Source organism: Pseudomonas brenneri (assembly GCF_007858285.1).
GTDB classification, from domain to species: Bacteria; Pseudomonadota; Gammaproteobacteria; order Pseudomonadales; family Pseudomonadaceae; genus Aquipseudomonas; species Aquipseudomonas brenneri.
This window is the reverse complement of the sequence record NZ_VFIL01000007.1, coordinates 158,017-179,470: the sequence shown is the minus strand read 5'-3', so window position 1 is coordinate 179,470 and position 21,454 is coordinate 158,017. Positions and strand designations below refer to the sequence as shown.

At 56.2% G+C, this 21,454-nt stretch carries 31 protein-coding genes; 29 read left to right on the top strand and 2 right to left on the bottom strand.

Going from position 1 to position 21,454, the window contains the following annotated elements:
* Nucleotides 1–84 precede the first annotated feature (84 nt).
* From FJD34_RS17190 to FJD34_RS17160, 7 genes are all read left to right on the top strand, one after another.
* The gene (locus tag FJD34_RS17190; protein WP_090291380.1) at nucleotides 85–300 is read left to right on the top strand and encodes a helix-turn-helix domain-containing protein; all 216 of its coding nucleotides are present in this window, start codon (nucleotides 85–87) and stop codon (nucleotides 298–300) included.
* A gap of 215 nt (nucleotides 301–515) precedes the next feature.
* Nucleotides 516–1,361: a replication protein gene (locus FJD34_RS17185; RefSeq protein WP_090291379.1), complete on the top strand. Its 846-nt coding sequence runs from the start codon at nucleotides 516–518 to the stop codon at nucleotides 1,359–1,361.
* Nucleotides 1,351–2,157 (top strand): ATP-binding protein, encoded by an 807-nt coding sequence (locus FJD34_RS17180; RefSeq protein ID WP_090291378.1) that lies wholly within the window; start codon nucleotides 1,351–1,353, stop codon nucleotides 2,155–2,157. The genes FJD34_RS17185 and FJD34_RS17180 overlap by 11 nt, the downstream gene beginning before the upstream one ends.
* Complete coding sequence (locus FJD34_RS17175) at nucleotides 2,157–2,627, top strand: hypothetical protein (protein ID WP_090291377.1); 471 nt, start codon at nucleotides 2,157–2,159, stop codon at nucleotides 2,625–2,627. The genes FJD34_RS17180 and FJD34_RS17175 overlap by 1 nt, the downstream gene beginning before the upstream one ends.
* Nucleotides 2,624–3,199: a recombination protein NinG gene (locus FJD34_RS17170; protein ID WP_090291376.1), complete on the top strand. Its 576-nt coding sequence runs from the start codon at nucleotides 2,624–2,626 to the stop codon at nucleotides 3,197–3,199. Before FJD34_RS17175 ends, FJD34_RS17170 begins: the two co-directional genes overlap by 4 nt.
* Nucleotides 3,196–3,777 (top strand): hypothetical protein, encoded by a 582-nt coding sequence (locus FJD34_RS17165; protein WP_090291375.1) that lies wholly within the window; start codon nucleotides 3,196–3,198, stop codon nucleotides 3,775–3,777. Before FJD34_RS17170 ends, FJD34_RS17165 begins: the two co-directional genes overlap by 4 nt.
* Nucleotides 3,778–4,057: 280 nt before the next feature.
* Nucleotides 4,058–4,483, top strand: a complete 426-nt coding sequence (locus FJD34_RS17160; RefSeq protein WP_223232717.1) for a GAF domain-containing protein — start codon at nucleotides 4,058–4,060, stop codon at nucleotides 4,481–4,483.
* 112 nt (nucleotides 4,484–4,595) lie between these two features.
* Here FJD34_RS17160 and FJD34_RS28145 read toward each other — a convergent pair whose 3' ends face one another.
* Nucleotides 4,596–4,835, bottom strand: a complete 240-nt coding sequence (locus FJD34_RS28145) for a hypothetical protein (protein WP_174553286.1) — start codon at nucleotides 4,833–4,835, stop codon at nucleotides 4,596–4,598.
* A gap of 193 nt (nucleotides 4,836–5,028) precedes the next feature.
* Here FJD34_RS28145 and FJD34_RS17150 point away from each other — a divergent pair, with 193 nt between their 5' ends.
* From FJD34_RS17150 to FJD34_RS17125, 6 genes are all read left to right on the top strand, one after another.
* Complete coding sequence (locus FJD34_RS17150) at nucleotides 5,029–5,214, top strand: zinc finger domain-containing protein (protein WP_090291373.1); 186 nt, start codon at nucleotides 5,029–5,031, stop codon at nucleotides 5,212–5,214.
* Between the two features lie 8 nt (nucleotides 5,215–5,222).
* Nucleotides 5,223–6,041: a lipid II-degrading bacteriocin gene (locus tag FJD34_RS17145; RefSeq protein WP_090291372.1), complete on the top strand. Its 819-nt coding sequence runs from the start codon at nucleotides 5,223–5,225 to the stop codon at nucleotides 6,039–6,041.
* A gap of 94 nt (nucleotides 6,042–6,135) precedes the next feature.
* Entirely contained in the window at nucleotides 6,136–6,660 is a 525-nt protein-coding gene (locus tag FJD34_RS17140) for a hypothetical protein (protein ID WP_090291371.1), read from the top strand.
* A gap of 299 nt (nucleotides 6,661–6,959) precedes the next feature.
* Entirely contained in the window at nucleotides 6,960–7,292 is a 333-nt protein-coding gene (locus FJD34_RS17135; protein ID WP_090291370.1) for a phage holin, lambda family, read from the top strand.
* A gap of 176 nt (nucleotides 7,293–7,468) precedes the next feature.
* On the top strand, nucleotides 7,469–8,512 hold the full coding sequence (locus FJD34_RS17130; protein ID WP_090291369.1) for a RelA/SpoT domain-containing protein: 1,044 nt from the start codon (nucleotides 7,469–7,471) through the stop codon (nucleotides 8,510–8,512).
* Between the two features lie 193 nt (nucleotides 8,513–8,705).
* Nucleotides 8,706–8,912 (top strand): YodC family protein, encoded by a 207-nt coding sequence (locus FJD34_RS17125; RefSeq protein WP_090291368.1) that lies wholly within the window; start codon nucleotides 8,706–8,708, stop codon nucleotides 8,910–8,912.
* A gap of 165 nt (nucleotides 8,913–9,077) precedes the next feature.
* Here the strand turns inward: FJD34_RS17125 and FJD34_RS17120 are convergent, their stop codons facing one another.
* Entirely contained in the window at nucleotides 9,078–9,671 is a 594-nt protein-coding gene (locus tag FJD34_RS17120) for a DUF1643 domain-containing protein (RefSeq protein WP_090291367.1), read from the bottom strand.
* Nucleotides 9,672–9,741: 70 nt separating this feature from the next.
* On the opposite strand from FJD34_RS17120, the gene FJD34_RS17115 reads away from it, so the two are divergent.
* From FJD34_RS17115 to FJD34_RS17035, 16 genes are all read left to right on the top strand, one after another.
* Nucleotides 9,742–10,350 (top strand): putative metallopeptidase, encoded by a 609-nt coding sequence (locus tag FJD34_RS17115; protein WP_090291366.1) that lies wholly within the window; start codon nucleotides 9,742–9,744, stop codon nucleotides 10,348–10,350.
* A 31-nt stretch (nucleotides 10,351–10,381) separates the two neighbouring features.
* The gene (locus FJD34_RS17110; RefSeq protein ID WP_090291365.1) at nucleotides 10,382–10,843 is read left to right on the top strand and encodes a DUF2280 domain-containing protein; all 462 of its coding nucleotides are present in this window, start codon (nucleotides 10,382–10,384) and stop codon (nucleotides 10,841–10,843) included.
* Entirely contained in the window at nucleotides 10,830–12,128 is a 1,299-nt protein-coding gene (locus FJD34_RS17105; RefSeq protein WP_090291364.1) for a terminase large subunit domain-containing protein, read from the top strand. Before FJD34_RS17110 ends, FJD34_RS17105 begins: the two co-directional genes overlap by 14 nt.
* Nucleotides 12,129–12,132: 4 nt before the next feature.
* The gene (locus tag FJD34_RS17100; protein ID WP_090291363.1) at nucleotides 12,133–13,527 is read left to right on the top strand and encodes a DUF4055 domain-containing protein; all 1,395 of its coding nucleotides are present in this window, start codon (nucleotides 12,133–12,135) and stop codon (nucleotides 13,525–13,527) included.
* A complete protein-coding gene (locus tag FJD34_RS17095; protein WP_090291362.1) occupies nucleotides 13,528–14,640 on the top strand; it encodes a hypothetical protein in 1,113 nt (370 codons plus the stop codon). It begins immediately after the preceding gene.
* A complete protein-coding gene (locus FJD34_RS17090) occupies nucleotides 14,637–14,888 on the top strand; it encodes a hypothetical protein (protein WP_090291361.1) in 252 nt (83 codons plus the stop codon). Before FJD34_RS17095 ends, FJD34_RS17090 begins: the two co-directional genes overlap by 4 nt.
* Before the next feature lie 67 nt (nucleotides 14,889–14,955).
* The gene (locus tag FJD34_RS17085; protein WP_146552232.1) at nucleotides 14,956–15,573 is read left to right on the top strand and encodes a hypothetical protein; all 618 of its coding nucleotides are present in this window, start codon (nucleotides 14,956–14,958) and stop codon (nucleotides 15,571–15,573) included.
* A 124-nt stretch (nucleotides 15,574–15,697) separates the two neighbouring features.
* Complete coding sequence (locus tag FJD34_RS17080) at nucleotides 15,698–16,486, top strand: DUF6651 domain-containing protein (RefSeq protein ID WP_090291359.1); 789 nt, start codon at nucleotides 15,698–15,700, stop codon at nucleotides 16,484–16,486.
* A 75-nt stretch (nucleotides 16,487–16,561) separates the two neighbouring features.
* Nucleotides 16,562–17,710, top strand: coding sequence for a P22 phage major capsid protein family protein (locus FJD34_RS17075; protein WP_090291358.1), 1,149 nt, complete (start codon nucleotides 16,562–16,564; stop codon nucleotides 17,708–17,710).
* A 57-nt stretch (nucleotides 17,711–17,767) separates the two neighbouring features.
* On the top strand, nucleotides 17,768–18,103 hold the full coding sequence (locus FJD34_RS17070) for a hypothetical protein (protein WP_090291357.1): 336 nt from the start codon (nucleotides 17,768–17,770) through the stop codon (nucleotides 18,101–18,103).
* Nucleotide 18,104: 1 nt separating this feature from the next.
* Complete coding sequence (locus FJD34_RS17065) at nucleotides 18,105–18,599, top strand: DnaT-like ssDNA-binding protein (protein WP_090291356.1); 495 nt, start codon at nucleotides 18,105–18,107, stop codon at nucleotides 18,597–18,599.
* A complete protein-coding gene (locus FJD34_RS17060) occupies nucleotides 18,599–18,988 on the top strand; it encodes a hypothetical protein (protein ID WP_090291355.1) in 390 nt (129 codons plus the stop codon). The genes FJD34_RS17065 and FJD34_RS17060 overlap by 1 nt, the downstream gene beginning before the upstream one ends.
* Entirely contained in the window at nucleotides 18,985–19,560 is a 576-nt protein-coding gene (locus tag FJD34_RS17055; RefSeq protein ID WP_090291354.1) for a hypothetical protein, read from the top strand. Before FJD34_RS17060 ends, FJD34_RS17055 begins: the two co-directional genes overlap by 4 nt.
* A complete protein-coding gene (locus FJD34_RS17050; RefSeq protein ID WP_090291353.1) occupies nucleotides 19,557–19,976 on the top strand; it encodes a phage tail terminator-like protein in 420 nt (139 codons plus the stop codon). Before FJD34_RS17055 ends, FJD34_RS17050 begins: the two co-directional genes overlap by 4 nt.
* A gap of 391 nt (nucleotides 19,977–20,367) precedes the next feature.
* Nucleotides 20,368–21,024: a phage tail protein gene (locus FJD34_RS17040; protein WP_090291351.1), complete on the top strand. Its 657-nt coding sequence runs from the start codon at nucleotides 20,368–20,370 to the stop codon at nucleotides 21,022–21,024.
* Nucleotides 21,025–21,027: 3 nt separating this feature from the next.
* Nucleotides 21,028–21,408, top strand: coding sequence for a phage tail assembly chaperone (locus FJD34_RS17035; RefSeq protein ID WP_090291350.1), 381 nt, complete (start codon nucleotides 21,028–21,030; stop codon nucleotides 21,406–21,408).
* Nucleotides 21,409–21,454 lie beyond the last annotated feature (46 nt).

The following is a 21,454-nucleotide window of genomic DNA, read 5'->3' as shown; positions in this document are numbered from 1 at the left end:
GCGAGTATTACGGGTGCTCCCATATCCTTGCAAATCGGTATTCCCATAACCTACTATATGGGTATTCCCGTATGGAGGGGCGATATGAACACGATTTACAAAGACCTCGTTGCCTTCATTGGCACTCAGGAGGTCACCGCTGAAAAGCTCAAGGTTGATCAAAGCACCGTTTCCGGTTGGGTTCGCGGGAAGCACGGCATGTCTCCAGTGGTTGCCAAGCGAGCGGAGGCGGTGACCGGAGGTGCTTTCAAAAAAGAGTCCCTTTGTCCTTCGTTTCCCTGGGCCGAGATGGCCGCCTAAGCGAGATCTCTATCCGCAAATCCGTGTACCCAGTATCGGCTCAGACGGCCTGCGAAGTAAGAAACCTGAAGTCGCTGGAGTTATATCCAGTAGAGGCTTGAGAGGTGGAAAAGTGGGAGTAGGGCGGGGAGGTTGGCGCAGACGCGCCGAATTACAGGCACAAAAAAGCCGACGTACGAGGTCGGCTTCTTCAACAGCTTCAAGCGAGAGAAATCATGCCAAACATTGTTCCGATACACAACCCTCGGGGGTTCACCCGAATGGACAACCAGATGATGGATGGCTTGATGGCCATCGATTTGTCGGCGCGCGAACTGAAGATTGTTCTGTATGTGGCCAAGGCCACTTTGAACTTCAGTACGGGCGCCCATCGCATCCCTGCGGTCGATATCGCCAAGGCAACCCATATCCACCCTGACACGGTATCGAAAGCTATCTCCGGGCTACTGCGCCGTCGTGTGCTTTACCGGGAGGGTGGTGCGCGCGGCGATATCGGCGTTTGCGATCCCAAAGAGTGGATCTTCGTCGTAGAGCCGAAACAGACCATATCGTCTGATTCGGCTCAAGTGGTCCGAATCGGCTCAGCTGCGAAACAGACCAAACCCGACGACTCCCTTCTTTATACAAAGAAAGAACCCCTATTAACTCTTTCTTCGAAAGAGATTAATCCGCCCCAAGAGCCAACCGAACCGCCGAAGCCAGGCCGTAAGGTTCCGTTCGGCATGGCCCAGTTGCTGGCCGACAACCCGCACAACGTCCCAGAGCAATTGCTGGCCGATTGGCTGACCCAGCGCAAGGCCAAACGCGCAGCAGTGACCGCCACCGTCTGGTCAACCGTGAACACCGAGTTGGCCAAGTGCGCCGAGGCGGGGATCACCGCGGATAATGCAATCACCGAGGCGCTGAATGCCGGCTGGCAGGGGTTCAAGGCGTCCTGGGTGATCAAGCGCCTGGCTGAATCGGAACCGGTGCCGGCTCCTCAGTCGCGCCACACCGGCTTTGGTGACCGGAACTACACCGATGGTCTGATACAGCGTGAGGACGGTTCCTATGCAATCTGAGCCGGCCCAGCAAACCCCACAACTACCGCCGGGCACCCGCATCCAGCCCGCCGAATGCGAGACCCACGGCCACTATGATCAGAAGGTTTTCCCGGTACTGGGCAAGGAGCTGAAAAGCGGTTGCCCTGAGTGTGGCCGGATAATTCGCGAGAAGGCGGAAGCTGCCGAACTGGCCAACAAGGCGATGGAGCTGCGCATGGCCATGGAGCGCAAGCTCGGCGCCGCGCTGATCCCCAAGCGCTTCGCCAGCAAGACTCTGGAAGGTTACGTCGCCACCACCACGGAGCAACGCAAGGCGCTGAACACCTGCCGCCGGTATGCCGCCGAGTTCGCGCACATCGCCGAGACGGGCCGCTGCCTGTTACTGCTGGGCAAGCCCGGCACTGGCAAGACGCACCTGTCCGTGGCGATCGCCAACGAGATCATGGCCAAGTCCAGCTCAACAGCGGTATACCGCACCATCGGCGCCGTGCTGCAGGCCATCCGCGCAACCTACGACCACTCCAGCGACCAGAGCGAAAGTCAGATCCTGGCTAGCCTGATCAGCCCCTCGCTGCTCATCCTGGATGAGATCGGCGTCAGCAAGGAAAAGCCCAGCGACTTCGAGCTGACCACGCTGTTCGCAATCATCAACGGCCGGTACGAAGAGCTGCGCCCGACGGTGATCGTTTCCAACCTGGATGGGCAGTCGCTGCCGGCCGCCATCGGCGAGCGCTGCATTGATCGCCTTCGAGAGGGCGGGGTGATCGTCATTCCGTTTGAGTGGGAATCGCAGCGCGGCAAGGAGGGTTTCTGATGTCCGACAAAATCAGCGTCAACTGCCAGGCCAAGCTCTCCGAGGTCATCACCAAAATCAGCGCCATGTACAAAGACAAGAAGTTTGTCGTGGTGACCCTGCGCGCGGGCAAAGACCGCACGCTCGACCAGAACCGATTGTGGTTCGGGATGTACAAGCGCATCGCTGAGATGACCCAGATCGGCGACCCGGCCGACGCCCGCCGCTACTGCAAGCTGCACTTCGGCGTGCAGATCCTGCTGAACGAGGATGCCGGGTTTCAGGCTGAGTGGTACCGGGTCATGCGGCATCTGCCCTACGAAACGAAGCTGGCCATGATGGGCGAGTGCCACTTGTTTGGGCCGGACGGCTTCCCGGTGACTAGCCTGTTCAGCCGCGCCCAGGGCATCAATTACACCGACCGCATTGCCGCCTATTTCACCGGCCAAGGTGTGGTTTTCACTGATCTACTCAGCAAGGAGGCTGCATGATCACCAAGCAACCCAAACCGAAGAAGTGCAAGAACCCAGCATGCGGGATCTCATTCGTCCCGCAGCGCTTTGGGCAGGCGGTGTGCAGCCCTAAGTGTGCACTGGCCACCGTAGAGGTGCAGAAGGTGAAGGAGCAGAAGTCCTTGGCCCTGGCAGGTCGCCGGGAGATCCAGGTGCGCAAGGAGAAACTGAAGAGTAGGGCGGATCACCTCAAAGACACACAGATCGCTTTCAACGCCTGGGTGCGCGCCCGTGACGCGGAGCTTCCGTGCGTCAGTTGCGGCCGGCACCACCAGGGCAAGTACGACGCTGGACATTACCGGACGGTGGGGAGCAATCCGGCGCTGCGCTTCGAGCCAAAGAATTGTCACCGCCAGTGCTCACCGTGTAACACCCGGCTCTCCGGGAACATCGTGAACTACCGCATTGAGCTGGTGAAGCGCATCGGGGCTGAGGAAGTTGAGTGGCTGGAAGGTCCTCATGAGGCCAAGAAGTACACCGTGGATGAGCTGAAGGCTATGACCGCCGACTACCGGGCGAAGACAAAAGAACTGAAGAGGGCTGCCGCATGAAGATCAATTCAGCGCGTCAGGCATGGCATGACTGCAACTACAACCCAGCGCCTGGCCAGTCCTCAGATGCCGCAGAGCTTGGGGTGGTGGTGCAGAACACCGAGCGAGGACCCACCGCAAATCACGCAGTGCACGGAGCGCTTGCTGGTCACATCCAGTCGGCGATCGCGCGTCTCCATTACCAGTTGCGCGCCTTTGGCAATGCTATGTACGCGGCAGAGCCGACCGATGATGATCGGGAGGATGCGGAAGAGGCAGTTTTCAACCTGGCTTGCTCCCGAGTAGAGCGCATGACTGCCAGCAAGCGTGATCGTGCCGCGTACGTTGCTAAGGGTGTATTTCGCCGGTATCGATACATGCACCAGGGCGGGCAGTCCTCGAACCCTGATCCACTCATCAAGCCAGAGATCTTTCGTGCCTGGCTGGAAGGGGAGTACGGCATCAAGCTCCCATCGGCAGCTTGGGGGAGGGATTGGGAGCCTTTTGTGCAGCTCTGCTTCGATGCCTGCTATGACATTGACGCCAAGGCGCTAAGCCCAATTGGCGGGATAATTTACAAGATGAAAGAGGCCGCTTGACTTCCCGCACGGCTGAGGGCATTATTTCCCCATAGTTAGTATTTTGCCTACGGCAACTTGTACTAACGATTTAAGAAAGCCCGGCCAAGTGTCGGGTTTTTTGTTTCTTAAATTTGGCGTCTTGTGGCACCGCTTGGTGTGCCTCGCAAACTTCTATCCTAATGCTCATTGGGTATTTAGGATCCTCGATCCGGCGCCCTATAGTTGGACTTTTCCAACCAATAGTCCGGACCTTTTTGTGGCCAAATCCAGCTCAGTATTCGACTCGCTACGCTAGGAAATTGATGCGCTAGCCGCACAACTCGGTGTCAGCTCTATCCTTGTCATGCGTTCCCTGCCCCAGCATATGCAGGTAGAGGCTTCTGGCGGACGTCATGAAGATACCTATCCCATAGGCGCCCAGGGCAAGAAAAGTAGTCTGGCCCACAACGGCCAAGCACTCTACTGTGAGCGGGTGGTGGATACCGACCAGCCGCTATACGTCAAGGACTCGCGCTTAGAGTCAGACTGGGCTGGCAATGAAGATGAGGTGGAGTTTGGGCTGAGCAACTATTTAGGCTATCCAGTACGCGGTCCTGACGGCGAGGTGTATGGCACCGTCTGCGCCTTGCACGAGGATGCCAAGAAATACAGCGCCGAAGAGCGGGCCGCTTTGGATGAGTTTCGCAAGAAGGTTGAGGCACAGCTGGCGCGGGACTTGAAATAACCACTATCCGCAAGTTATCGCCGGCCAAGCGCTGAGTTTTGTTTTGGTCGTGAATTATCTGTTATATTTTTTGACTCAATCGTCGCTGTATTTTGGCAGGAGAGTCGTTATGTCAGGTTGTGATAAACACTCGAACCATGATCACGAACACAAGGCAGGTTGTGGGCATACCGCAATAAAGCATGCTGACCATGTGGATTACCTTCACGACGGTCATTTGCATCATGTTCATGGCGATCACGTTGATGAGCATGTGTTGTCGGTAAGCCAGGCTAACCCAGACCAATGTACGCCCAAGCACGATTGCGGTGCGCATGCCCCCGAGCATAAGCACGGCCCAGGCTGCGGCCATGAAGCTGTTCCGCATGGTGATCATGTGGACTATTTAGTTGATGGTCATTTACACCATCCTCATGGAGATCACTGCGACGATCACGGAGCAGTTGAAGTCATCAAGTAATCAGCGACGTTTAAACAGGAACCCTGCCAAGTGCGGGGTTTTTTATTGCCCACGGAAAGGGCGATTCAGCAAAAGGAATTTGCAGATGTTGAAAGAATTCAGATGCGGTAACTGCAAAAGACTTCTCGCCCGTACGGGTGGGTTTACAGAGCTCCAGATCAAATGTTCCCGATGCGGGACGTTGAATCATGTGAAGGCCACGAGCCTCGAGCAATCGCCTTTGAGCGACATGAAAGCGGAATTCTCCGCGAACAATCATTCGACTCAATAGGTGAAAAAATGACTCTCGAACTACAACCTACTTACGTTTATCCAGATGAATACGGCACTATGCGCGATTCTGGTTTCGTCGTTCCGTACCCCCATTTGATGATTGCCCGAATGGTGGAGGAGCGAAGCATTGCATACGGGCGAGGTGACTGGTCTCCGATGTTTCAGCGCCACGCTAAGGCAATGCGAAACAATAAGCCTATTCCTTATGGCCTCGATGGATTCATCACGGGCGATATTAAGGTCGCTTATGGGGCAGATCGTGTCCACTTGAAGAACCAGGATCTTTCTACCCTCGATGCATGGACACAGGGGATCAAAGAAGGAACAAAGATCAAGGATCTGAAAGAACTCGCAGTCGAGAATGAGTTTTCAGGCAATGTCTTTACCCCGTTTGCCGCACTGGCCCATTGGCTGGTAGGGGACGGCAAACCTACCAGTGTGAAAATTGAAAACACTGGCATTCGACCAACGCCAGACAAAATTCCCGATCTGAAAGCCATTATTGACACGGCCGGTATTGGTGAAACGTCGGTTAATCTGAAAGTCCCGTACTCCACTGGGCAAGACTCTCAAATTGCGCGTGTTTACCTGGGTAATATCACCATCAGCGTGGAGGGCACGGTAGTCCACACCACCTCGGGTAAAGTCACTTTCAATGGCACAGTAAAGGCGTTTTCGGATCGTTATGATGCAAATGCCAGCAGCCATCGAGCGCAATTTGATGAGGGCGCCACCTCGGCTCTGCGGGAAATTGGTCGAGTAGCCAATGCAAAGGACTACGAAATCAAGATCACCGGGGCTCTTCCGATCAATTTTTCGCGCTAATCGGATGTCGTCCTCAAGAGGCTCGATTGGGCCCTAGCTGGTAAGACTGCGACGGACTATGAAGATAGTCCGTCGCAAGTTTTAGGCTCCAGTAATGAACCAGCCGATCACTCGGGATGAAATGAGAGTGTTTCTCATTGTTTGGCGCTGTGCTTATACTGAGAGGCCCCTACAAATTCATTACCGAGTGCCGACTATGGGTCGCTATAAAAGCTTGTTGATTGCCATTGCTTTATTTGTTGCCGCTTGGTTCCTGCTGTTATCTGCAACAGCCGGGGTTCCAGAGAATCCGGCGGACCTATCCGATACAAGCGGGCTTCCTCCGGTAACGATTTATGCGGTAGCCCTACAAGCGATCGGTATTGTGGCGATCATAGTTTCAGTGCTTGGAATGTTGGCTTCCTACAAAATCAGGTCAGTATCTTTTGGATTCAGGCTGGCCGTATTTTGGGTTTCTAATGCCCTGCTGGTGCTTGCATCGCTCTTAGGTGTCTTTGTCATTGCTTCGTATGTACTTGGAACAATATCTGGGGTAGCCGGAGTTGCTCTGTACATTGCGTCACTGGCGTTGGTCGTCATCGCGGCACCAAAGCGAGTAACGATTAAGCATCAACCGTAGAGTAGTGGGGTGAGAAGTATGGCTGAGGTCGCCGCACTTTCCTGGCGTTTAGTATCCTGGGGATGGTGACCGAGTGGTCATGGAGACCCGCCGGTAGCTAGTCATTGAGGTGCCCGCTATAGGGCGATGCCAAAGCGACAAAGATACCTCATCAATTCAAGCCTCGGCATTTGCCGGGGCTTTTTCGTTTTCGGCCCCACCACACCCATTGCTTCGAGCTGGGAGTGCTGCTGGGGCTGATTCAAATTCGCAGGTCATGACCTGCTGTATTCCTAACTCCCTGACGGGGAGGAACCGAGATGTCCAATATGCCAGACAAACCGGACACCTGGCTCATCGTGCTTGCATGGCTGAGTCAGCATTCGCCGACGCTTTATGCCGCAGGACTATCTGCCTTGATGGCTGGTATCAGAATCATCTATGGCGGCGGTACCCGGCGTCAGGCTCTGCTTGAGGCGGCGATCTGCACCTTGATCACGATTGGTCTGATCCCAGTCCTTGAATACTTCGGTCTGCCGCTGAACCTTGCGACGGCTGCCGGGGTGTTTATCGGGTTCTTGGGCGTGAAGAAGCTGGCCGACTTTGCTGATCGGGTCGCCGAGTTCAAGTTTCCCAGGAGTGGGGCGGGATAGTAATCCGCGCCACGTTTTTGAATGCAAATAGTGGCGCGAGGGTTTGTAGATGAGTACCGTCCCCCGCCTGTCTTGCGCGCTATCGTTAAGTCAGATATCAAAAAAGGGCATCCGGTATTGATAGTGCGATCGCCAAGATATTTGTTGATTTGAGGATTAAACGATAGGAGGTTAAAGTGGCCATCACAACGATATCAAGGGAGGGATTGTGGATGGCTGCTTATGGGGATCCCAAAAAGTACAGCAAAGGCGCGGTAAGCAGGGCGGGTACAAAATTGTCGGTGGGGCAAGGAGCCGCTGAAGACCGGGAGATCGTCAATAATTGGCGAAACTCTCATGCGTATATCCTAAACACATTTCAGGCCAATCTGCGCGATTACATGAGGCGCCATGGGGGCATGAACATTACGTTCGCTCAGCGTTTAAAACGACTGAATACCATTATTGACAAGCTTTCGACTGGTCGCGCGAATGATCTTGCCTCTATGCACGACTTGGCAGGATGTAGACTGATTTTTGACTCAATTGAAGAAATTCAAGAGTTTCGAGCGTCATTCCACAAGACAAGGGCCAAGCATTTGCGTGATGACCAAGACAGGTACGATTACATAGCGCGCCCGAAGTCAACTGGTTATCGTGGCATCCACGAGGTCTATAAATACGCGAGTCAATCCATCGGCGGACAGATATACAGTGGCTTAAAAATCGAGATTCAATACAGGACGAGAACTCAACACGCATGGGCTACTGCTGTTGAGATTAGTGATCTGCTGGATGGCGCAAGAATCAAGTTCGACCAAAATGCGAACCCAAAAAGAGAGCGTCTCTTCGTACTGGCAAGCGAGTATTTGGCAAGAACGAGGGAGAATCAAAGGGGCGCTTTTCCTGACGTCAATGATGCAGACCTCTGTAGAGAAATGCGGGAGCTGGAAGGAGAATTGGGAGTTATTCATACTCTCGATATGGCCCGTAGAAGCGCAACGGAGATCCCTCAGAGAAAGCACATTGTCCTTCATTTTCATGATGGAGAGCTTATTGCCGAAGGGTTTGCGAGCGGGCCGAAAGCTATGGCTTATCGAGACGGTATTGAAAAACAACACCCGGCCGATGACGTCGTGTATGTGACGGCGCAATCCACAGGTGCGATTGCTGATGCCTTTCGAAATTACTTTCGGGATGCCGAAGACTTCGTGGAATCAGTAAAGCCCGCCTTAGCGTGAGTGATGTTAAATTTGAGAAAGTAGCCGTCTTTAGCGACTTCGCCAGCGTTTTATGCCTTTTCACGAGAATGGTACTGACGGCAAGATGTTGACACTTTTGGTAACCAGTCTGAGCGCCGCCTAATCGACATCATGTTGAGTTTGGGTTGAAGTTTGGCCATGATTGCTGTCCAACTATCCAAGGAGCAGGGCGATGTCGGAGTTCAGTAATGGTGAAGTGGTAAGGCTCAAAAGTGGCGGACCAAGCATGACGATCACTTACATTGAGGATACGCCAAACCCTGAAGATATTTTTACTCCAGGCATTCCGTTTCGTGTAACGATTTTCTGCCAGTGGTTTGATTCTAAAGACGCCCTTCAAACTGCTTTTTTCTACCCGGAAAACCTTCTAAAGGTTTGATCTAGATGCACGCAACCTAGCTACCGGAGTTGCGGCTCAATCCTCATCAGCCTCGCCTAGTGCGGGGCTTTTTGTTAAGTGGAATTCAATATGACAGCCCAGCAACCCGACTGGGAGGCAATCGAACATGCGTACCGGGCTGGGGCGCTGTGTGTGGAGGTCACCTTACGGAATCAGCTTTGCCATTTCGTTTGGCCAATAGCCGAGCCCGGGGTAAAGCGGGTGGTAATAGTCGGTCTTTGCCGCGTTAGCTATCCCGTAAATGGGGATGTCGAGCGAGTCTAGGCGCACCATCGCCAATCGGGCGATGTGCGCTAGCTCAGAGCTTTTGCCCCAAGCGCAGATCACCAGAGGTGCTTTCGAGAGTTCACTATCAAGCTCTGCAGCCCGAGATGGTGCAAACATCGAATGGTCATCAGGCAAATCGACAACCTTCACTAGGTGCAGTTTCTTAGCTCTGACGTCGGATAGGTTGATGACTCGAACGTGGTTCCAGTTCTTCAGCTTCATCAGCGCTGTAATTCGATGCTGAGTTTTATCCGGATCGGTAGGTACAGGTAGATCTGAGGCTTCATCGAGACATGAGGCAGAGCATTTAGGGATATGGTCGCAGAGCGGAGTGGATCCACCAGGATTCATCATGATCACCAGCGCATCTAGTCTTTGAACCTCCATCCCCTCGCGCACGATGCTGAGCGAACGCCTGAATTTTTCCGGCGTCATCGGATGGGCATAGAAACTGCCAAAAAATTTGAACATCTTTGTTCCCTCTAATCTGTCATAGCACTAATACCTGCAACCTTCCGCCTCTTCAAACTACCGGTGATTCATGAACAGACCAATGCCTCAGGCCAAGGTGTTCGAGTCGGCGTTCCTTACGCTTCATCCAGCGCACGAGGTGTGGGAGTGGATACGGCAGGAGATCCTGGGCGTCACCGGCAGCATCCACAACGAGGACCATGCCCATCTACTGGATGCAGACATCCGGATCATGTGGGCATCGTCGAGCTTCAACAAGCAGGGCCGCACGGTCCTTGGCCAGGCCGAGCAGGTAGCGTTCCGCGCCGGTGGCTGGCAGAAAGCCAGGATGGAGCAACAGATGCGTGATTGGTTCGGCGATGTGCCGGCCTTCATCATCACCCTGGCTGCTGACTACTGCGCCCAGTGCAGCGACCTAGAGTTCTGCGCCCTGATTGAGCACGAGCTTTATCACCTGGCTCACGCGACCGACAAGTACGGTCAACCAGCATTCACCCAAGACGGTGCACCGAAGATCAAGCTGCAGGGACACGATGTCGAGGAATTCGTCGGTGTGGTCCGCCGCTACGGTGCGAGCCCTGACGTTCAAGCGTTGGTGGATGCTGCAAACAGTCCTGCTGAGGTGGGGAAATTGAACATTGCGAGGGCCTGCGGAACCTGTCTGCTCAAGTCGGCCTGATTCTGGACAGGCTCTGGACGGATGAGAATCTATGGCAGCCCTTCAAAACGACGTGAAGGCCTTTATCGTTCAGGCCCTGGCGTGCTTCGACACGCCCTCGCAGGTCGTCGAAGCTGTCCAGAAAGAATATGGGGTTGCGGTGACCCGCCAGCAGGTGGAAACACACGATCCAACGAAGACATCGGGTAAAGGCCTGGCAAAGCGCTGGGTGACGATGTTCGAAGATACCCGGAAGCGGTTCCGCGAAGAGACAGCTGACATTCCGATCGCCAACCGCGCCTTCCGCCTCCGTGCCATGAACCGCTTTGTGGAGAGGGCCGAAACGATGAAAAACATCGGTCTGGCGCTGCAGATCCTGGAGCAGGCCGCGAAAGAAACCGGTGATATCTACGTCAACCGGGCCAGGAAGGAGGAGGTGGGCGACGAACCAGTGATCCCGACCCGCATCCAGGTCGACGTAGTGGACGCGAGGAAGCCGAATGCCGAGCCTTAATGTTCCGCAGGCTCAGTTCCTCACACTGCCTCACAAATTCCGCGCGTTCGTTGCAGGGTTCGGCTCAGGCAAGACCTGGGTGGGGTGCTCGGCGCTGAGCAAGCACTTCATGGAGTGGCCCGGCGTTAACGCTGGCTACTTTGCACCGACTTACCCGCAGATCCGGGACATCTTCTATCCAACCATGGATGAGGTGGCTTACGACTGGGGGCTGAAGACAAAGATCAACCAGGCGAACCACGAAGTTCATATCTACAGCGGCCGGCAGTACCGCGGCACTGTGATTTGCCGGTCGATGGAGAAGCCTCAGACCATTGTCGGCTTCAAGATCGGCCATGCCCTGGTGGATGAACTGGACGTGCTGACTGCCATCAAGGCGCAGCAGGCCTGGCGCAAGATCATTGCCCGGATGCGTTACAACTTGCCCGGACTGAAGAACGGGGTGGATGTCACCACGACGCCGGAAGGCTTTAAGTTCGTCTTCCTGCAGTTCGTGAAGCAGTTGCGGGACAAGCCGTCGCTCAAGGAGATGTATGGCCTGGTGCAGGCCAGCACCTTCGACAACGAGCTGAACTTGCCGGATGACTACATCGCCTCACTGATGGAGTCCTATCCGCCGCAACTGATCATGGCGTACCTCAAGGGCCAGTTCGTCAACCTGACGTCCGGCACTATTTATACGGCCTACGACCGCAAGCTCAACGGATGCTTCGACACCGTGCAGCCTGGTGAGCCGCTGTTCATCGGGATGGACTTCAACGTCGGCAAGATGGCGGCAATCACTCACGTCAAACGCGACCAGGGGCTGCCCAGGGCGGTGGATGAGCTGATAGACGGTTACGACACGCCCGACATGATCCGCCGTATCAAGGAGCGCTACTGGCAGCACGACGGCAACGACTTTAAAAAGACCTGCGAGATCAGGATCTACCCGGACGCATCGGGTGATTCGCGCAAGTCCGTGAACGCCAGCATCACCGACCTGGCCATGCTCAAGCAGGCAGGGTTCACTGTCATCGCCCCAGCGGCAAACCCGCCGGTGAAGGATCGAATCAACGCAATGAACGCCGTCTTCTGCAATGCGCAGGGCGAGCGCCGCTACCTGGTCAACCCGCTCACCTGCCCAACCTACGCCGATGGCCTGGAGCAGCAAGTTTGGGGCACGAACGGGGAGCCCGACAAAACCGCCGGCATTGATCACGCGAACGACGCCGGCGGCTATTTCATCCATCGCGAGTATCCGATCGTTAAGCGAACTGCTTTCACCAACTCCCTGAGAATGTGACCCCATGAGCAATGACCCAAGCAAAACGCTACCGGCAGTAGACGCCATGCGCGAAGACTGGGCTCTTGTTGATGCTCTGATGGGTGGAACGAAGGCGATGCAGCTGGCGGGCAAGGTCTACCTGCCGAAGTGGCCAAAGGAAGATGACGACGCCTACAAGGAGCGCCTAGGACTGTCCACGCTACTCCCTGCATTCAGCGAGACCGTCCAAAATATGAAGGGCCGAGTCTTCGCAGAACATATCGCGCTTGGCGAGGATGTGCCTGAGACGATCAAGGCCTATGCGCAAAACTTCGATCGCCAGGGCAACAACCTGCAGGTTTGGGCTCAGCAGCTGTTCACGGTGGGGCTTTCCCATGGTCTTTGCCATGTGCTGGCTGATTACCCTAAGACGAAAGACGAGCAAGGCAACTCGGTCGTACGTACTGCTGCGGACGAGAAGGCCGCCGGCGTTCGCCCTTATGCGGTGATGATCCACCCGCAACAGGTGATTGGCTGGCACACCGAAGAAAAGGGCGGAGAATGCTCGCTGTCCCAGTTCTGGTATGCGGAGGCGGTCGAAGAGCGCGCTGGCGATTTCGGTGTAACAGTCATTCCACAGATCAGGGTTTTGATCCCTGGTGGCTGGAGGGTGTATCGCAAGACCGAAGACGCCAACGGGAAAAAGGAGTGGACCAAGACCGATGAAGGAACGAACACGCTCCCGACCATCCCATTGGCTACGTACTACACCAAGCGCACGGGCTTCATGACCGCGACGCCGCCTCTGCTGGAGCTGGCACACCTCAACAAGAAGCACTGGCAGTCCCAAAGCGATCAGGACAACATCCTACATGTCGCCCGAGTGCCGATGCTGATGATCTCCGGTATCGACGACGACGCTTTTGAACTCAAGGTCGGTACCAGTTCCGCCACCAAGCTTCCTACTGGCGGCGACATGAAGTGGGTGGAGCATACTGGCGCCGCCATCGAGGCCGGCCGCAAGTCGCTGGAAGACCTTGAAGATCAGATGCGCATCGCTGGTGCGAAGCTACTTCAGAAGGACAAGCAGTCCACGAAGACTGCGACCCAGGCTGAGGAAGAGGCGGCTCAGGAAATGAGCCCGCTGCAAACCATGGCCGGCCAGCTTGAGGACACGCTTGACCAAGTGCTTCAGTTCTTCGCGCTGTGGAAGGGCGAGAAGGAAGGCGGCCACGTGAAGGTGAACGGTAACTTCGACGTGGACTTTGCACCGGAAACCACTCTTCCACTGCTGCTCAACATGGCAACCCAAGGCCGACTCTCTGACGAAACCCTGTTCAATGAGTACAAACGCCGTGGCGTAGTCTCGGATGATATTGAGTGGGAAGTCGAGAAACAGAAGATTGCCGATCAGGGGCCAGCACTCGGAGCTCTCTAAATGGCGACGGTCAACGAAATGCTTCAGGACGAGCATATCGCTCACGCGGTATCGCTGGAGAAGTACAAGCTTGGCGTGGTGCGGCGCATCATCGCTCAGTTGAATCGATCGGATGCCAGACTTTCGGCTGCGTTGACTGAGGCCCTGGAGCGTATGCCCGCCGAGTCGTTCACCGTGGAGCGCTTGGAGTTGCTGCTGGATGAGGTGAGGGCCGTCAACGCCCAAGCCTACGATCAGGTGTTCGCGGTGCTTGAGTCCGACCTGCAAGAGCTTGCCAGCTACGAATCCAATTGGCAGCAGACGCTATTCCAGAAGACGGTTCCAGATCCGGTGCTGGTGCGCTTCCCGCTGGTGAGCATCAGTGCCGAGCAGGCCTATGCAGCAGCGATGTCACGACCGTTTCAGGGCCGTCTGTTGCGCGACTGGGGCAAGCAGGTCGGCGCCGAGCGCATGGTCAAGGTTCGCAATGCAATCCGCTCTGGGTATCTGGAAGGTAAAACTACCGACCAGATCATCCGCAGCATTCGCGGTACCCGGGCGGCAGGCTATGCCGATGGCTTCCTTGAGCGACCACGAAAGGACCTGGCTGCGGTCGTCCAGACGGCGGTAAGTCACACGGCGGCCACTGCTCGTGAACAGTTCAACGTGGCAAACAAAGATATTATCAAGGCCGAGGACTGGCTAAGCACTCTGGACACGAATACCTCCGCAGACTGCATCATCCGAGACAAGCTTTCGTATGAGGTGGGCACGCACAAGCCGATAGGGCATAAGGTGCCCTGGTTGCAAGGTCCGGGACGGATTCACTTTTGCTGTCGCAGCACCTCAACGCTGCGAACCAAGTCATGGCGAGAGCTTGGCATTCCCATTGACGAGATGACGCCAGGTCAGCGGGCAAGCATGGACGGCCAGGTGCCGGGGGATACCACTTACGGGACTTGGCTTGAACGGCAGTCGGATGCGCGCAAGGCCCAAATCCTCGGGCCAATGCGGTATCAGCTCTACAAGGAGGGTAAGAGCCTTGAGGATTTCTACACGCCAACTGGTGAGTGGCTGACCCTGGAGCAGATCAAGCAGCATGACGCGCAGGCATTCGCTAAGATGGCTGCATGACCGACAAGCCCAAGCTTCACCTCATTCGAGGCACGCCAGCCCCGAACACTCCTGCGGAGCAGGTGCGCAAGCGCGTTCGTGCTATGCCCAAGCCAGCGACGATGGTTCAGTGCCATCGCTGCGGTGGGCGTGAGGTGATCGAAACGAAGATCGGTGTGCTGATGAAGAATGGTCGGCCAACTGGCGGCACCAAGACGTTGATCTGCGTCGGGTGCCTGCTGCGGGGTGAAAGAGTCGTTCTTCTGTAGTTGCCCGCCAACTGGATCCAGCTTTCCAGTACTGATATAACGCCTCGCAACTTTTGCGAGGTAAATCATGACAAAAGCATGGATTTCGGTACTTTTAGCGCTAGCTGTATTGACGGGATTCGCTATGGGGTTCGCTGTGGCCATAAAGATCAACCCGGAAACTGCTGACGTTTATTTGCTCAATCTGGGGAGTGTTGGAGATTGGGTGTCGGGCATTGGTGCGCTCGCTGCTGTGTTAGTGACTCTCTGGCTTAGCGATAAGCAACGTAAAGAAAACACTGAAAGAATCACTGTAGAGCAGGTATCCCGTGAGGAAGGGTTGCTTATCAAAATTATTTCATCCGGGAATAGGCCATCGTTTGTAACGGGCTTGTACATCGGAGAAAAAAGCTCAGAAAAAAAACTGAATCTTTCTACGGGTGAGTTTCTTGAAAAGCGATTTCCAATCGGGCGAATCGATTTCGGGGAGCTTATCAGCGTATTGGTTTTAGATAAATTTGATCTCAAAATTGCACAAGAGGTGGAAAAAAGATTCAACGGGAATTTTGGAAGCCTTTTACTGGTGATCAATACAAGCCTGGGACGATTTCATTTTCCGCTAGATTCGGTTTACGTGTCCTACTTGAAGCGTCATTTGGAAAAACAACAAAGGCGTCAAGAGTACCAACAGTCTCTAGCAGAATGATTAGTTTTTGAAAGCCTTAAGCCCTGGCATCCGCCGGGGCTTTTTTATGGGCGCGATTCCGGATGGATAGCGCCGCACCGGGCCGGATGGCCCACCAGATGGGCGGATGCCCGGAGACGAACCGATGAAACTGAAACTCGACGAGCAAGGCCATGTGGTTGTGCAGGATGGCAAGCCGGTCTATACGCACGATGATGGGAAGGACGTGGCATTTGATGCGCCGTCGGCCGTATCCAAAATCACTGCGCTGAACGCTGAAGCCAAAGGGCACCGCGAAGCCAAAGAAACCGCCGAAGCGAAAGCCAAAGCCTTCGAAGGCATTGAGGACCCGGAAAAGGCCCGCGCCGCACTTGCAACCATCGCCAACCTCGACGCCGGGCAGCTTGTCCAGGCTGGCAAGGTCGACGAGATCAAGCAAGCAGCCATCGCGGCCACCGAGGAGAAGTTCAAGGCCCAAGTGTCCACGCTCACCGAGCAGATCAAGACGGTCACCACGGAGCGCGACACCACCACCGGCATTCTCTACCAGGAGAAGATCGGTGGCGCCTTCGGCCGCTCCAAGTTCGTCACCGACAAAATCGCCGTTCCGCCCGACATGCTGCAAAACACCTTCGGCAAGGCCTTCAAGGTCGAGGAAGGCAAGGTCGTGGCTTATGGCGACGATGGCAACAAGATCTACAGCCGCGCCCGCCCTGGCGAGCTGGCTGACTTCGACGAGGCGCTGGAAGCCCTGGTCGAGCGCTACCCGTACCGCGACAACATTCTCAAGGGCTCCGGCGCCAGTGGCGGCGGCTCTCCGAACAATGGCGGCAAGGGTGGCGACAAGAAGACCCTTCCGCGAGCCGCATTTGATGCGCTTGATCCAGCCGCCAAGGCTGATCATGCACGCAATGGCGGCTTGGTAACTGACTAACCAACGCCGCCGGGGTTTGCCCGGCAAGTAATCAATGCCCGCCACTGAGCGGGCTTTTTTGTGGAGAAAGCCAAAATGGCGAACACCCTTAACGGCCTGGTGCCGGCTCTGTACGAAGCACTTGACGTTATCTCTCGCGAGATGACGGGCTTCATCCCGGCGGTATCCCGTGACTCGTCCGTTGCTCGCGCGGCAATCGGTCAGGACGTGCTGGTGCCCATCACCAGCGAAGCGGCTGCAGCTGACAACACCCCGGGCGTGACCGCGCCGGACTCGGGCGACGCCATCGTTGATAACGTCGCGGTGGCCATCACCAAGAGCAAGCACGTTCCGGTGCGCTGGAATGGCGAGCAGACCAAGGGCCTGCAAAACGCAGGCACCTTCTCGTCCATCCAGGCTGACCGCTTCTATCAGGCGATGCGCACACTGGTGAACGAGGTAGAGAAGGATCTGTGGTTCGAAGCCTACCGTAACGCCTCGCGCGCCTACGGCACCGCCGGCACCACGCCTTTTGGCACTGCGGCTGACCTGTCCGACTTCGCCGGCGTGCTGGGTATCCTGGAGCAAAACGGCGCACCAACCAACGACCTGCAGCTGGTCCTGGGCCACTCGGCCATCGGCAACATGCGTGGCAAGCAGTCCGGCCTGTTCAAGGTCAACGAGGCCGGCTCCAGCGACATGCTGCGCAACGGCATGACCGACCGCATCATGAACATGGCTATCCGTCATTCTCACCAGGTGGGTCGACACGTCAAAGGCACCGGCGCCGCGTACGTCACCAACGGCTCTACCGCTATCGGTGCGACCAACGTCGCTCTGGCGACCGGTACCGGTACGGTTCTGGCCGGCGATATCGCGACCTTCGCGGCTGACGGCGACAATAAGTACGTCGTCGGTACCGGCGTTGCGGCCCCGGGCACCATCACCCTGAACAAACCTGGCTCGCAGATCGTCATCCCGACCGGCAACGCTCTGACCCTGGGAAACTCGTACACCGCGAACGTGGCGTTTGCCCGCTCGGCCATCGTACTGGCCACCCGTGCCCCGGCAATGCCTGAGGGTGGCGACTCGGCGGACGACGTGATCACCATCACCGACCCGCTGACCGGACTGTCGTTCGAGATCGCGGTCTACCGCCAGTTCCTGCAAACGGCCTACCACGTCCGTCTGGCCTGGGGCTGCCGCGCGATCAAGGATGAGCACATCAGCTTGCTGGTCGGCTAACTCAACCACAACGACAACCAGGGGCCTCGGCCCCTGCGTTGTTTCTGGAGAATGACAATGGCTGGACTGACGAAAGAACAGAAGGCAGCAAAGGCGCTGCTGGCCAAGGCTATCGAGCTCAGTGGTTTGAGCGCTGAAGCTTTTGAGGCGCTGGGTGAGCAGGAGCGTGCTGACTGGAGCAAAAGCGCACAGGACGCGATTGATCTGGTTGCGGCAGACGCTCAACGCCTTGCGGATGAAGCTGCAGCGGCGAAGCCGAAAGGTAAGTCAGCCGTGGAAGACGATGAACCGGACTACACCGGCCTGGTGAAGGTTGAGCAGGGCGGCCAGGAGTTGCACGTTCACCCTTCCTGCCTGGATGACCACAAGCGTCTCGGTTGGAAAGAGGTCTGATATGGCTCTGGTGATCGAGAACGGCAAGGTGGTGTCAGGCGCCGATAGCTTCGCAACGGCCGCCGAACTGGTCACCTATGCCACGAACTTCGGCAAAACAATCCCCGTTGATGAGGTGGCGCAGGAATCCCTGCTGCGCCGCGCGGCTTTGCAAATGGACGCGATGCCATGGAAGGGCAGGGCTGTGAATCGCGATCAGGCGCTGGCCTGGCCTAGAGCTGAGGTCAAGCGTCAGGGCTGGGTGTTGCGGTTCGACGAGATCCCTCCACAGATCAAGGCTGGCCAGATGGCATTGGCCGCCGAGATCCATGCGGATGACCTGATCGCGCCTGAAACCAAAACGGGAGCAGTCGTTTCCGAAACAGTTGGGCCGATCAGCACCACGTTTGCAGTTGCCACCAAGTCGGTGAGCAAGCCAGCAGCAACCCGGCAGTCGTATGCGCAGTTCTCCGGGCTGCTGGAGTCCTCAAGTCAGGTCAACCTGGTACGCAGCTGATGGCAGATATCTATGATCGGGCAAAAGCAAATGCAGCAAGGATGCTCGCCCCGCGATCCAGGGGCGGCAAGGGGCTTGAGCTTTCGCTGATTCGGGTCACTACCGGCGAGTACGACCCCGAGGTCGGCGGGAGCCCGGCACTCACGGAGCAATTCGACGGCTCAGGGCTTCGCCAAAACTATCGCCAACAAGACATCGACGGTTCGCTGATCAAGCAGGGCGACGTCAAGATCCTGATCTCCCCGGTGCTGCTGGATGGCGCAGACACGCCCCAGCCAGTGACGCTGGACAAGATCGCGTTCGACGGCGACACCTACACGGTGCAGCACGTTGACCCATGGGATTACGCGGGCATCGCTGTCGGCTTCAGTGTGCAGGCCAGAAAATGAGCTTTAGTATCGATATTCGGGAGTTCGTCGAGAAGACCAAAAGTGATCTTGAGGAGGTAGTCAAGAAGACCGCCATCGACCTTCTGACCTCCGTTGTTGATCGGTCACCAGTCGGTAACCCAGAGCTGTGGGCGGTCAATGCCACCGCAACTCAGTACAACGACGAAGTTAAGAGGCTGAATACAGAGTTACGTAACGACCCTACCAATCTCACCAAAAATGGTCGCCTAAAGCCTGGGCGCTTGATCAAAGATGGTATGGACCTCGTTGCAGGTAAGGAATATGTAGGAGGTCGCTTTAGGGGTAACTGGCAGGTCTCTTTTGATACCGCAATCACCAGTAGCATCGACCGCATTGATCCAAAGAGCAGCGCAACAAGGGATGCGGGCGCAGCTCTTATCCAGACGTTTACGATTGGCAAAGGGGCGATCTGGATCACGAACAATCTTCCGTACGGCCCTCGGCTTGAGTACGAAGGCTGGTCCAACCAGGCGCCGGCCGGGATGGTGCAGATCACCGTGACGGAGTTTCAGATGTACATCAACAAAGCCGTCTCGGAGCTTTCAAAATGAGCGACCGGATTATCCGAAGTCTGTTCGAGGCACGCTTGAAGGCCTGGGCTGATACGCGCGCACCCAAGCTGGTGATCGCTTATGAAGGCGTGGCATTCACGCCGCCGGCTGGAGGGGATACTTACCTGAGGGCATACCTGATGCCCGGGAATACCGATAGCGAGGATCTTGCAGGCAAGCACGTCTCCTATCGGGGCGTATTTCAGGTCAGCGTGGTTACTGCGCCCGGCTCGGGCACGGGGGGCGCCGGCCTGATTGCCGAGGAGATTGCACAGCTGTACCCGAACAACTTGCCCCTGGCGAAAGCGGACTTCACTGTCTATGTCCGTTCGCCAATGGCGACTGCGGCAGGGATCCAGGGCGAGACGACAAGTACTTTGCCTTTGTCATTTCAGTACCGAGCCGACACCTTTTGATCCAAAGCGTTAGAATTCCTTCATGAATTTATGTGGGGATACCTGCGATGGACGAAATCAGGAAGCAACGACTTCAGTATCTAAGTGAATGGGTTGAGCACCATTGCTATAGGAATCGTGAAGAGATTGCCTTGAGTGAACGGTGTCTATGCGTCGGATGCGGTCTTTGGCTTGTGCCCACTGAAATTATAAAGTGGTACGAAGATAAGCATGCCTGCTGTCCAGACTGTGGCCTTACCGGTGTGGTTGTAGGTTCGAAATCCGGTATCCCTTTGGACGAGGTCCGAAGCAATATGAAAGTCGATTAGCAACAAACACATTTAGCCCGTTGGGCAAACATCGAAACCCGCCTCTGTGCGGGTTTTGTCATTTCTGAAAAGAGGAAACACCCATGGCCGGCATCCAAATGCCCAACGGCGCCACCCTTGAGATTGCGTCGACTTACGGCGTTGCAATCCCATTCACTGCGCTGACCAATGCCAATCCGGCAATCGCAACTGCTGCAGCCCATGGCCTGGCCGAGGACGATGTAGTCGCCGTCAATTCCGGCTGGACTCGCCTCGACGGTCGCGGTGTCCGTGTAGGGGTAATTGCCAGCGGCACCTTCGCACTGGCAGGCGTGAACACCACCAACACTCAGCAGTATCCAGCGGGCTCCGGTATTGGCTCTGTCCGTGAGGTGACTGCCTTCACCGAGATCTCGCAGGTCACCGAAATGAACTCGGCTGGTGGCGATCAGCAGTTCCTGACCTTTGGCTTCGTGGCCGACGACAACGACCGCCAGATGCCGACCACCAAGAACCCGATCACGCTGACTTATACCGTCGCTGACGATCCATCCAAGCCCTATGTGGCTGTCTGCGAGGCAGCGGACGACGACAAGCAGCCTCGCTTGCTCCGTCTGAACCTCCCGGGTGGTAGCAGCATTATCTACAACGGCTATGTGTCGATTACCGCGACGCCGACCATGTCACGCAACAACCTGATGACCCGTGTTATCAGCGTTGCCCTGACTGGCCTTCCAACCCGCTACGCGGCCACGGTGTAACCCATGGCCAAGTTCAAGCTGATCCAAAAGCCGACCTTCAAGGCGCCGGTGATGATCCAGCGGGCTGGATACAGCGCCGAAAAGGTGGAGTTCGAGTTCAAGTACCTGGATCGTACCGCGCTCGCTGAGCTGTACACCGGTTGGAACGAGCGGCACGACGAATTGAGCAAGCAGCTCGGCGACATGGACCTCAAAGCTTTCACCGCCGCTCAGATCGCCCTGCAAGCAGACCAGCTACTGGATGTGGTGGTTGGCTGGGATATCGAGGAGAAGTTCACGCCTGAAAACGTGCGCATCCTCGTCAACTCGATTAACTCGGCACCAAAGGCTGTGCTGAATGCCTACGCAGAAGCCTTCAGTGAAGCCCGCCTGGGAAACTCCTAAGCGCCTCCCGCGCCCTTTATGAGCCAGGGCCCTCAGATGCAGATCT

What these genes read in the sequence shown, in the direction of transcription:
- FJD34_RS17190 (WP_090291380.1), top strand. Translation starts at nt 85, where the DNA reads ATGAACACGATTTACAAAGACCTCGTTGCCTTCATTGGCACTCAGGAG.
- FJD34_RS17185 (WP_090291379.1), top strand. Translation starts at nt 516, where the DNA reads ATGCCAAACATTGTTCCGATACACAACCCTCGGGGGTTCACCCGAATG.
- FJD34_RS17180 (WP_090291378.1), top strand. Translation starts at nt 1,351, where the DNA reads ATGCAATCTGAGCCGGCCCAGCAAACCCCACAACTACCGCCGGGCACC.
- FJD34_RS17175 (WP_090291377.1), top strand. Translation starts at nt 2,157, where the DNA reads ATGTCCGACAAAATCAGCGTCAACTGCCAGGCCAAGCTCTCCGAGGTC.
- FJD34_RS17170 (WP_090291376.1), top strand. Translation starts at nt 2,624, where the DNA reads ATGATCACCAAGCAACCCAAACCGAAGAAGTGCAAGAACCCAGCATGC.
- FJD34_RS17165 (WP_090291375.1), top strand. Translation starts at nt 3,196, where the DNA reads ATGAAGATCAATTCAGCGCGTCAGGCATGGCATGACTGCAACTACAAC.
- FJD34_RS28145 (WP_174553286.1), bottom strand. Translation starts at nt 4,835, where the DNA reads ATGGCCGCAGCCTGGGCCGTGCTTATGCTCGGGGGCATGCGCACCGCA.
- FJD34_RS17150 (WP_090291373.1), top strand. Translation starts at nt 5,029, where the DNA reads ATGTTGAAAGAATTCAGATGCGGTAACTGCAAAAGACTTCTCGCCCGT.
- FJD34_RS17145 (WP_090291372.1), top strand. Translation starts at nt 5,223, where the DNA reads ATGACTCTCGAACTACAACCTACTTACGTTTATCCAGATGAATACGGC.
- FJD34_RS17140 (WP_090291371.1), top strand. Translation starts at nt 6,136, where the DNA reads ATGAACCAGCCGATCACTCGGGATGAAATGAGAGTGTTTCTCATTGTT.
- FJD34_RS17135 (WP_090291370.1), top strand. Translation starts at nt 6,960, where the DNA reads ATGTCCAATATGCCAGACAAACCGGACACCTGGCTCATCGTGCTTGCA.
- FJD34_RS17125 (WP_090291368.1), top strand. Translation starts at nt 8,706, where the DNA reads ATGTCGGAGTTCAGTAATGGTGAAGTGGTAAGGCTCAAAAGTGGCGGA.
- FJD34_RS17120 (WP_090291367.1), bottom strand. Translation starts at nt 9,671, where the DNA reads ATGTTCAAATTTTTTGGCAGTTTCTATGCCCATCCGATGACGCCGGAA.
- FJD34_RS17115 (WP_090291366.1), top strand. Translation starts at nt 9,742, where the DNA reads ATGAACAGACCAATGCCTCAGGCCAAGGTGTTCGAGTCGGCGTTCCTT.
- FJD34_RS17110 (WP_090291365.1), top strand. Translation starts at nt 10,382, where the DNA reads ATGGCAGCCCTTCAAAACGACGTGAAGGCCTTTATCGTTCAGGCCCTG.
- FJD34_RS17105 (WP_090291364.1), top strand. Translation starts at nt 10,830, where the DNA reads ATGCCGAGCCTTAATGTTCCGCAGGCTCAGTTCCTCACACTGCCTCAC.
- FJD34_RS17100 (WP_090291363.1), top strand. Translation starts at nt 12,133, where the DNA reads ATGAGCAATGACCCAAGCAAAACGCTACCGGCAGTAGACGCCATGCGC.
- FJD34_RS17095 (WP_090291362.1), top strand. Translation starts at nt 13,528, where the DNA reads ATGGCGACGGTCAACGAAATGCTTCAGGACGAGCATATCGCTCACGCG.
- FJD34_RS17090 (WP_090291361.1), top strand. Translation starts at nt 14,637, where the DNA reads ATGACCGACAAGCCCAAGCTTCACCTCATTCGAGGCACGCCAGCCCCG.
- FJD34_RS17085 (WP_146552232.1), top strand. Translation starts at nt 14,956, where the DNA reads ATGACAAAAGCATGGATTTCGGTACTTTTAGCGCTAGCTGTATTGACG.
- FJD34_RS17080 (WP_090291359.1), top strand. Translation starts at nt 15,698, where the DNA reads ATGAAACTGAAACTCGACGAGCAAGGCCATGTGGTTGTGCAGGATGGC.
- FJD34_RS17075 (WP_090291358.1), top strand. Translation starts at nt 16,562, where the DNA reads ATGGCGAACACCCTTAACGGCCTGGTGCCGGCTCTGTACGAAGCACTT.
- FJD34_RS17070 (WP_090291357.1), top strand. Translation starts at nt 17,768, where the DNA reads ATGGCTGGACTGACGAAAGAACAGAAGGCAGCAAAGGCGCTGCTGGCC.
- FJD34_RS17065 (WP_090291356.1), top strand. Translation starts at nt 18,105, where the DNA reads ATGGCTCTGGTGATCGAGAACGGCAAGGTGGTGTCAGGCGCCGATAGC.
- FJD34_RS17060 (WP_090291355.1), top strand. Translation starts at nt 18,599, where the DNA reads ATGGCAGATATCTATGATCGGGCAAAAGCAAATGCAGCAAGGATGCTC.
- FJD34_RS17055 (WP_090291354.1), top strand. Translation starts at nt 18,985, where the DNA reads ATGAGCTTTAGTATCGATATTCGGGAGTTCGTCGAGAAGACCAAAAGT.
- FJD34_RS17050 (WP_090291353.1), top strand. Translation starts at nt 19,557, where the DNA reads ATGAGCGACCGGATTATCCGAAGTCTGTTCGAGGCACGCTTGAAGGCC.
- FJD34_RS17040 (WP_090291351.1), top strand. Translation starts at nt 20,368, where the DNA reads ATGGCCGGCATCCAAATGCCCAACGGCGCCACCCTTGAGATTGCGTCG.
- FJD34_RS17035 (WP_090291350.1), top strand. Translation starts at nt 21,028, where the DNA reads ATGGCCAAGTTCAAGCTGATCCAAAAGCCGACCTTCAAGGCGCCGGTG.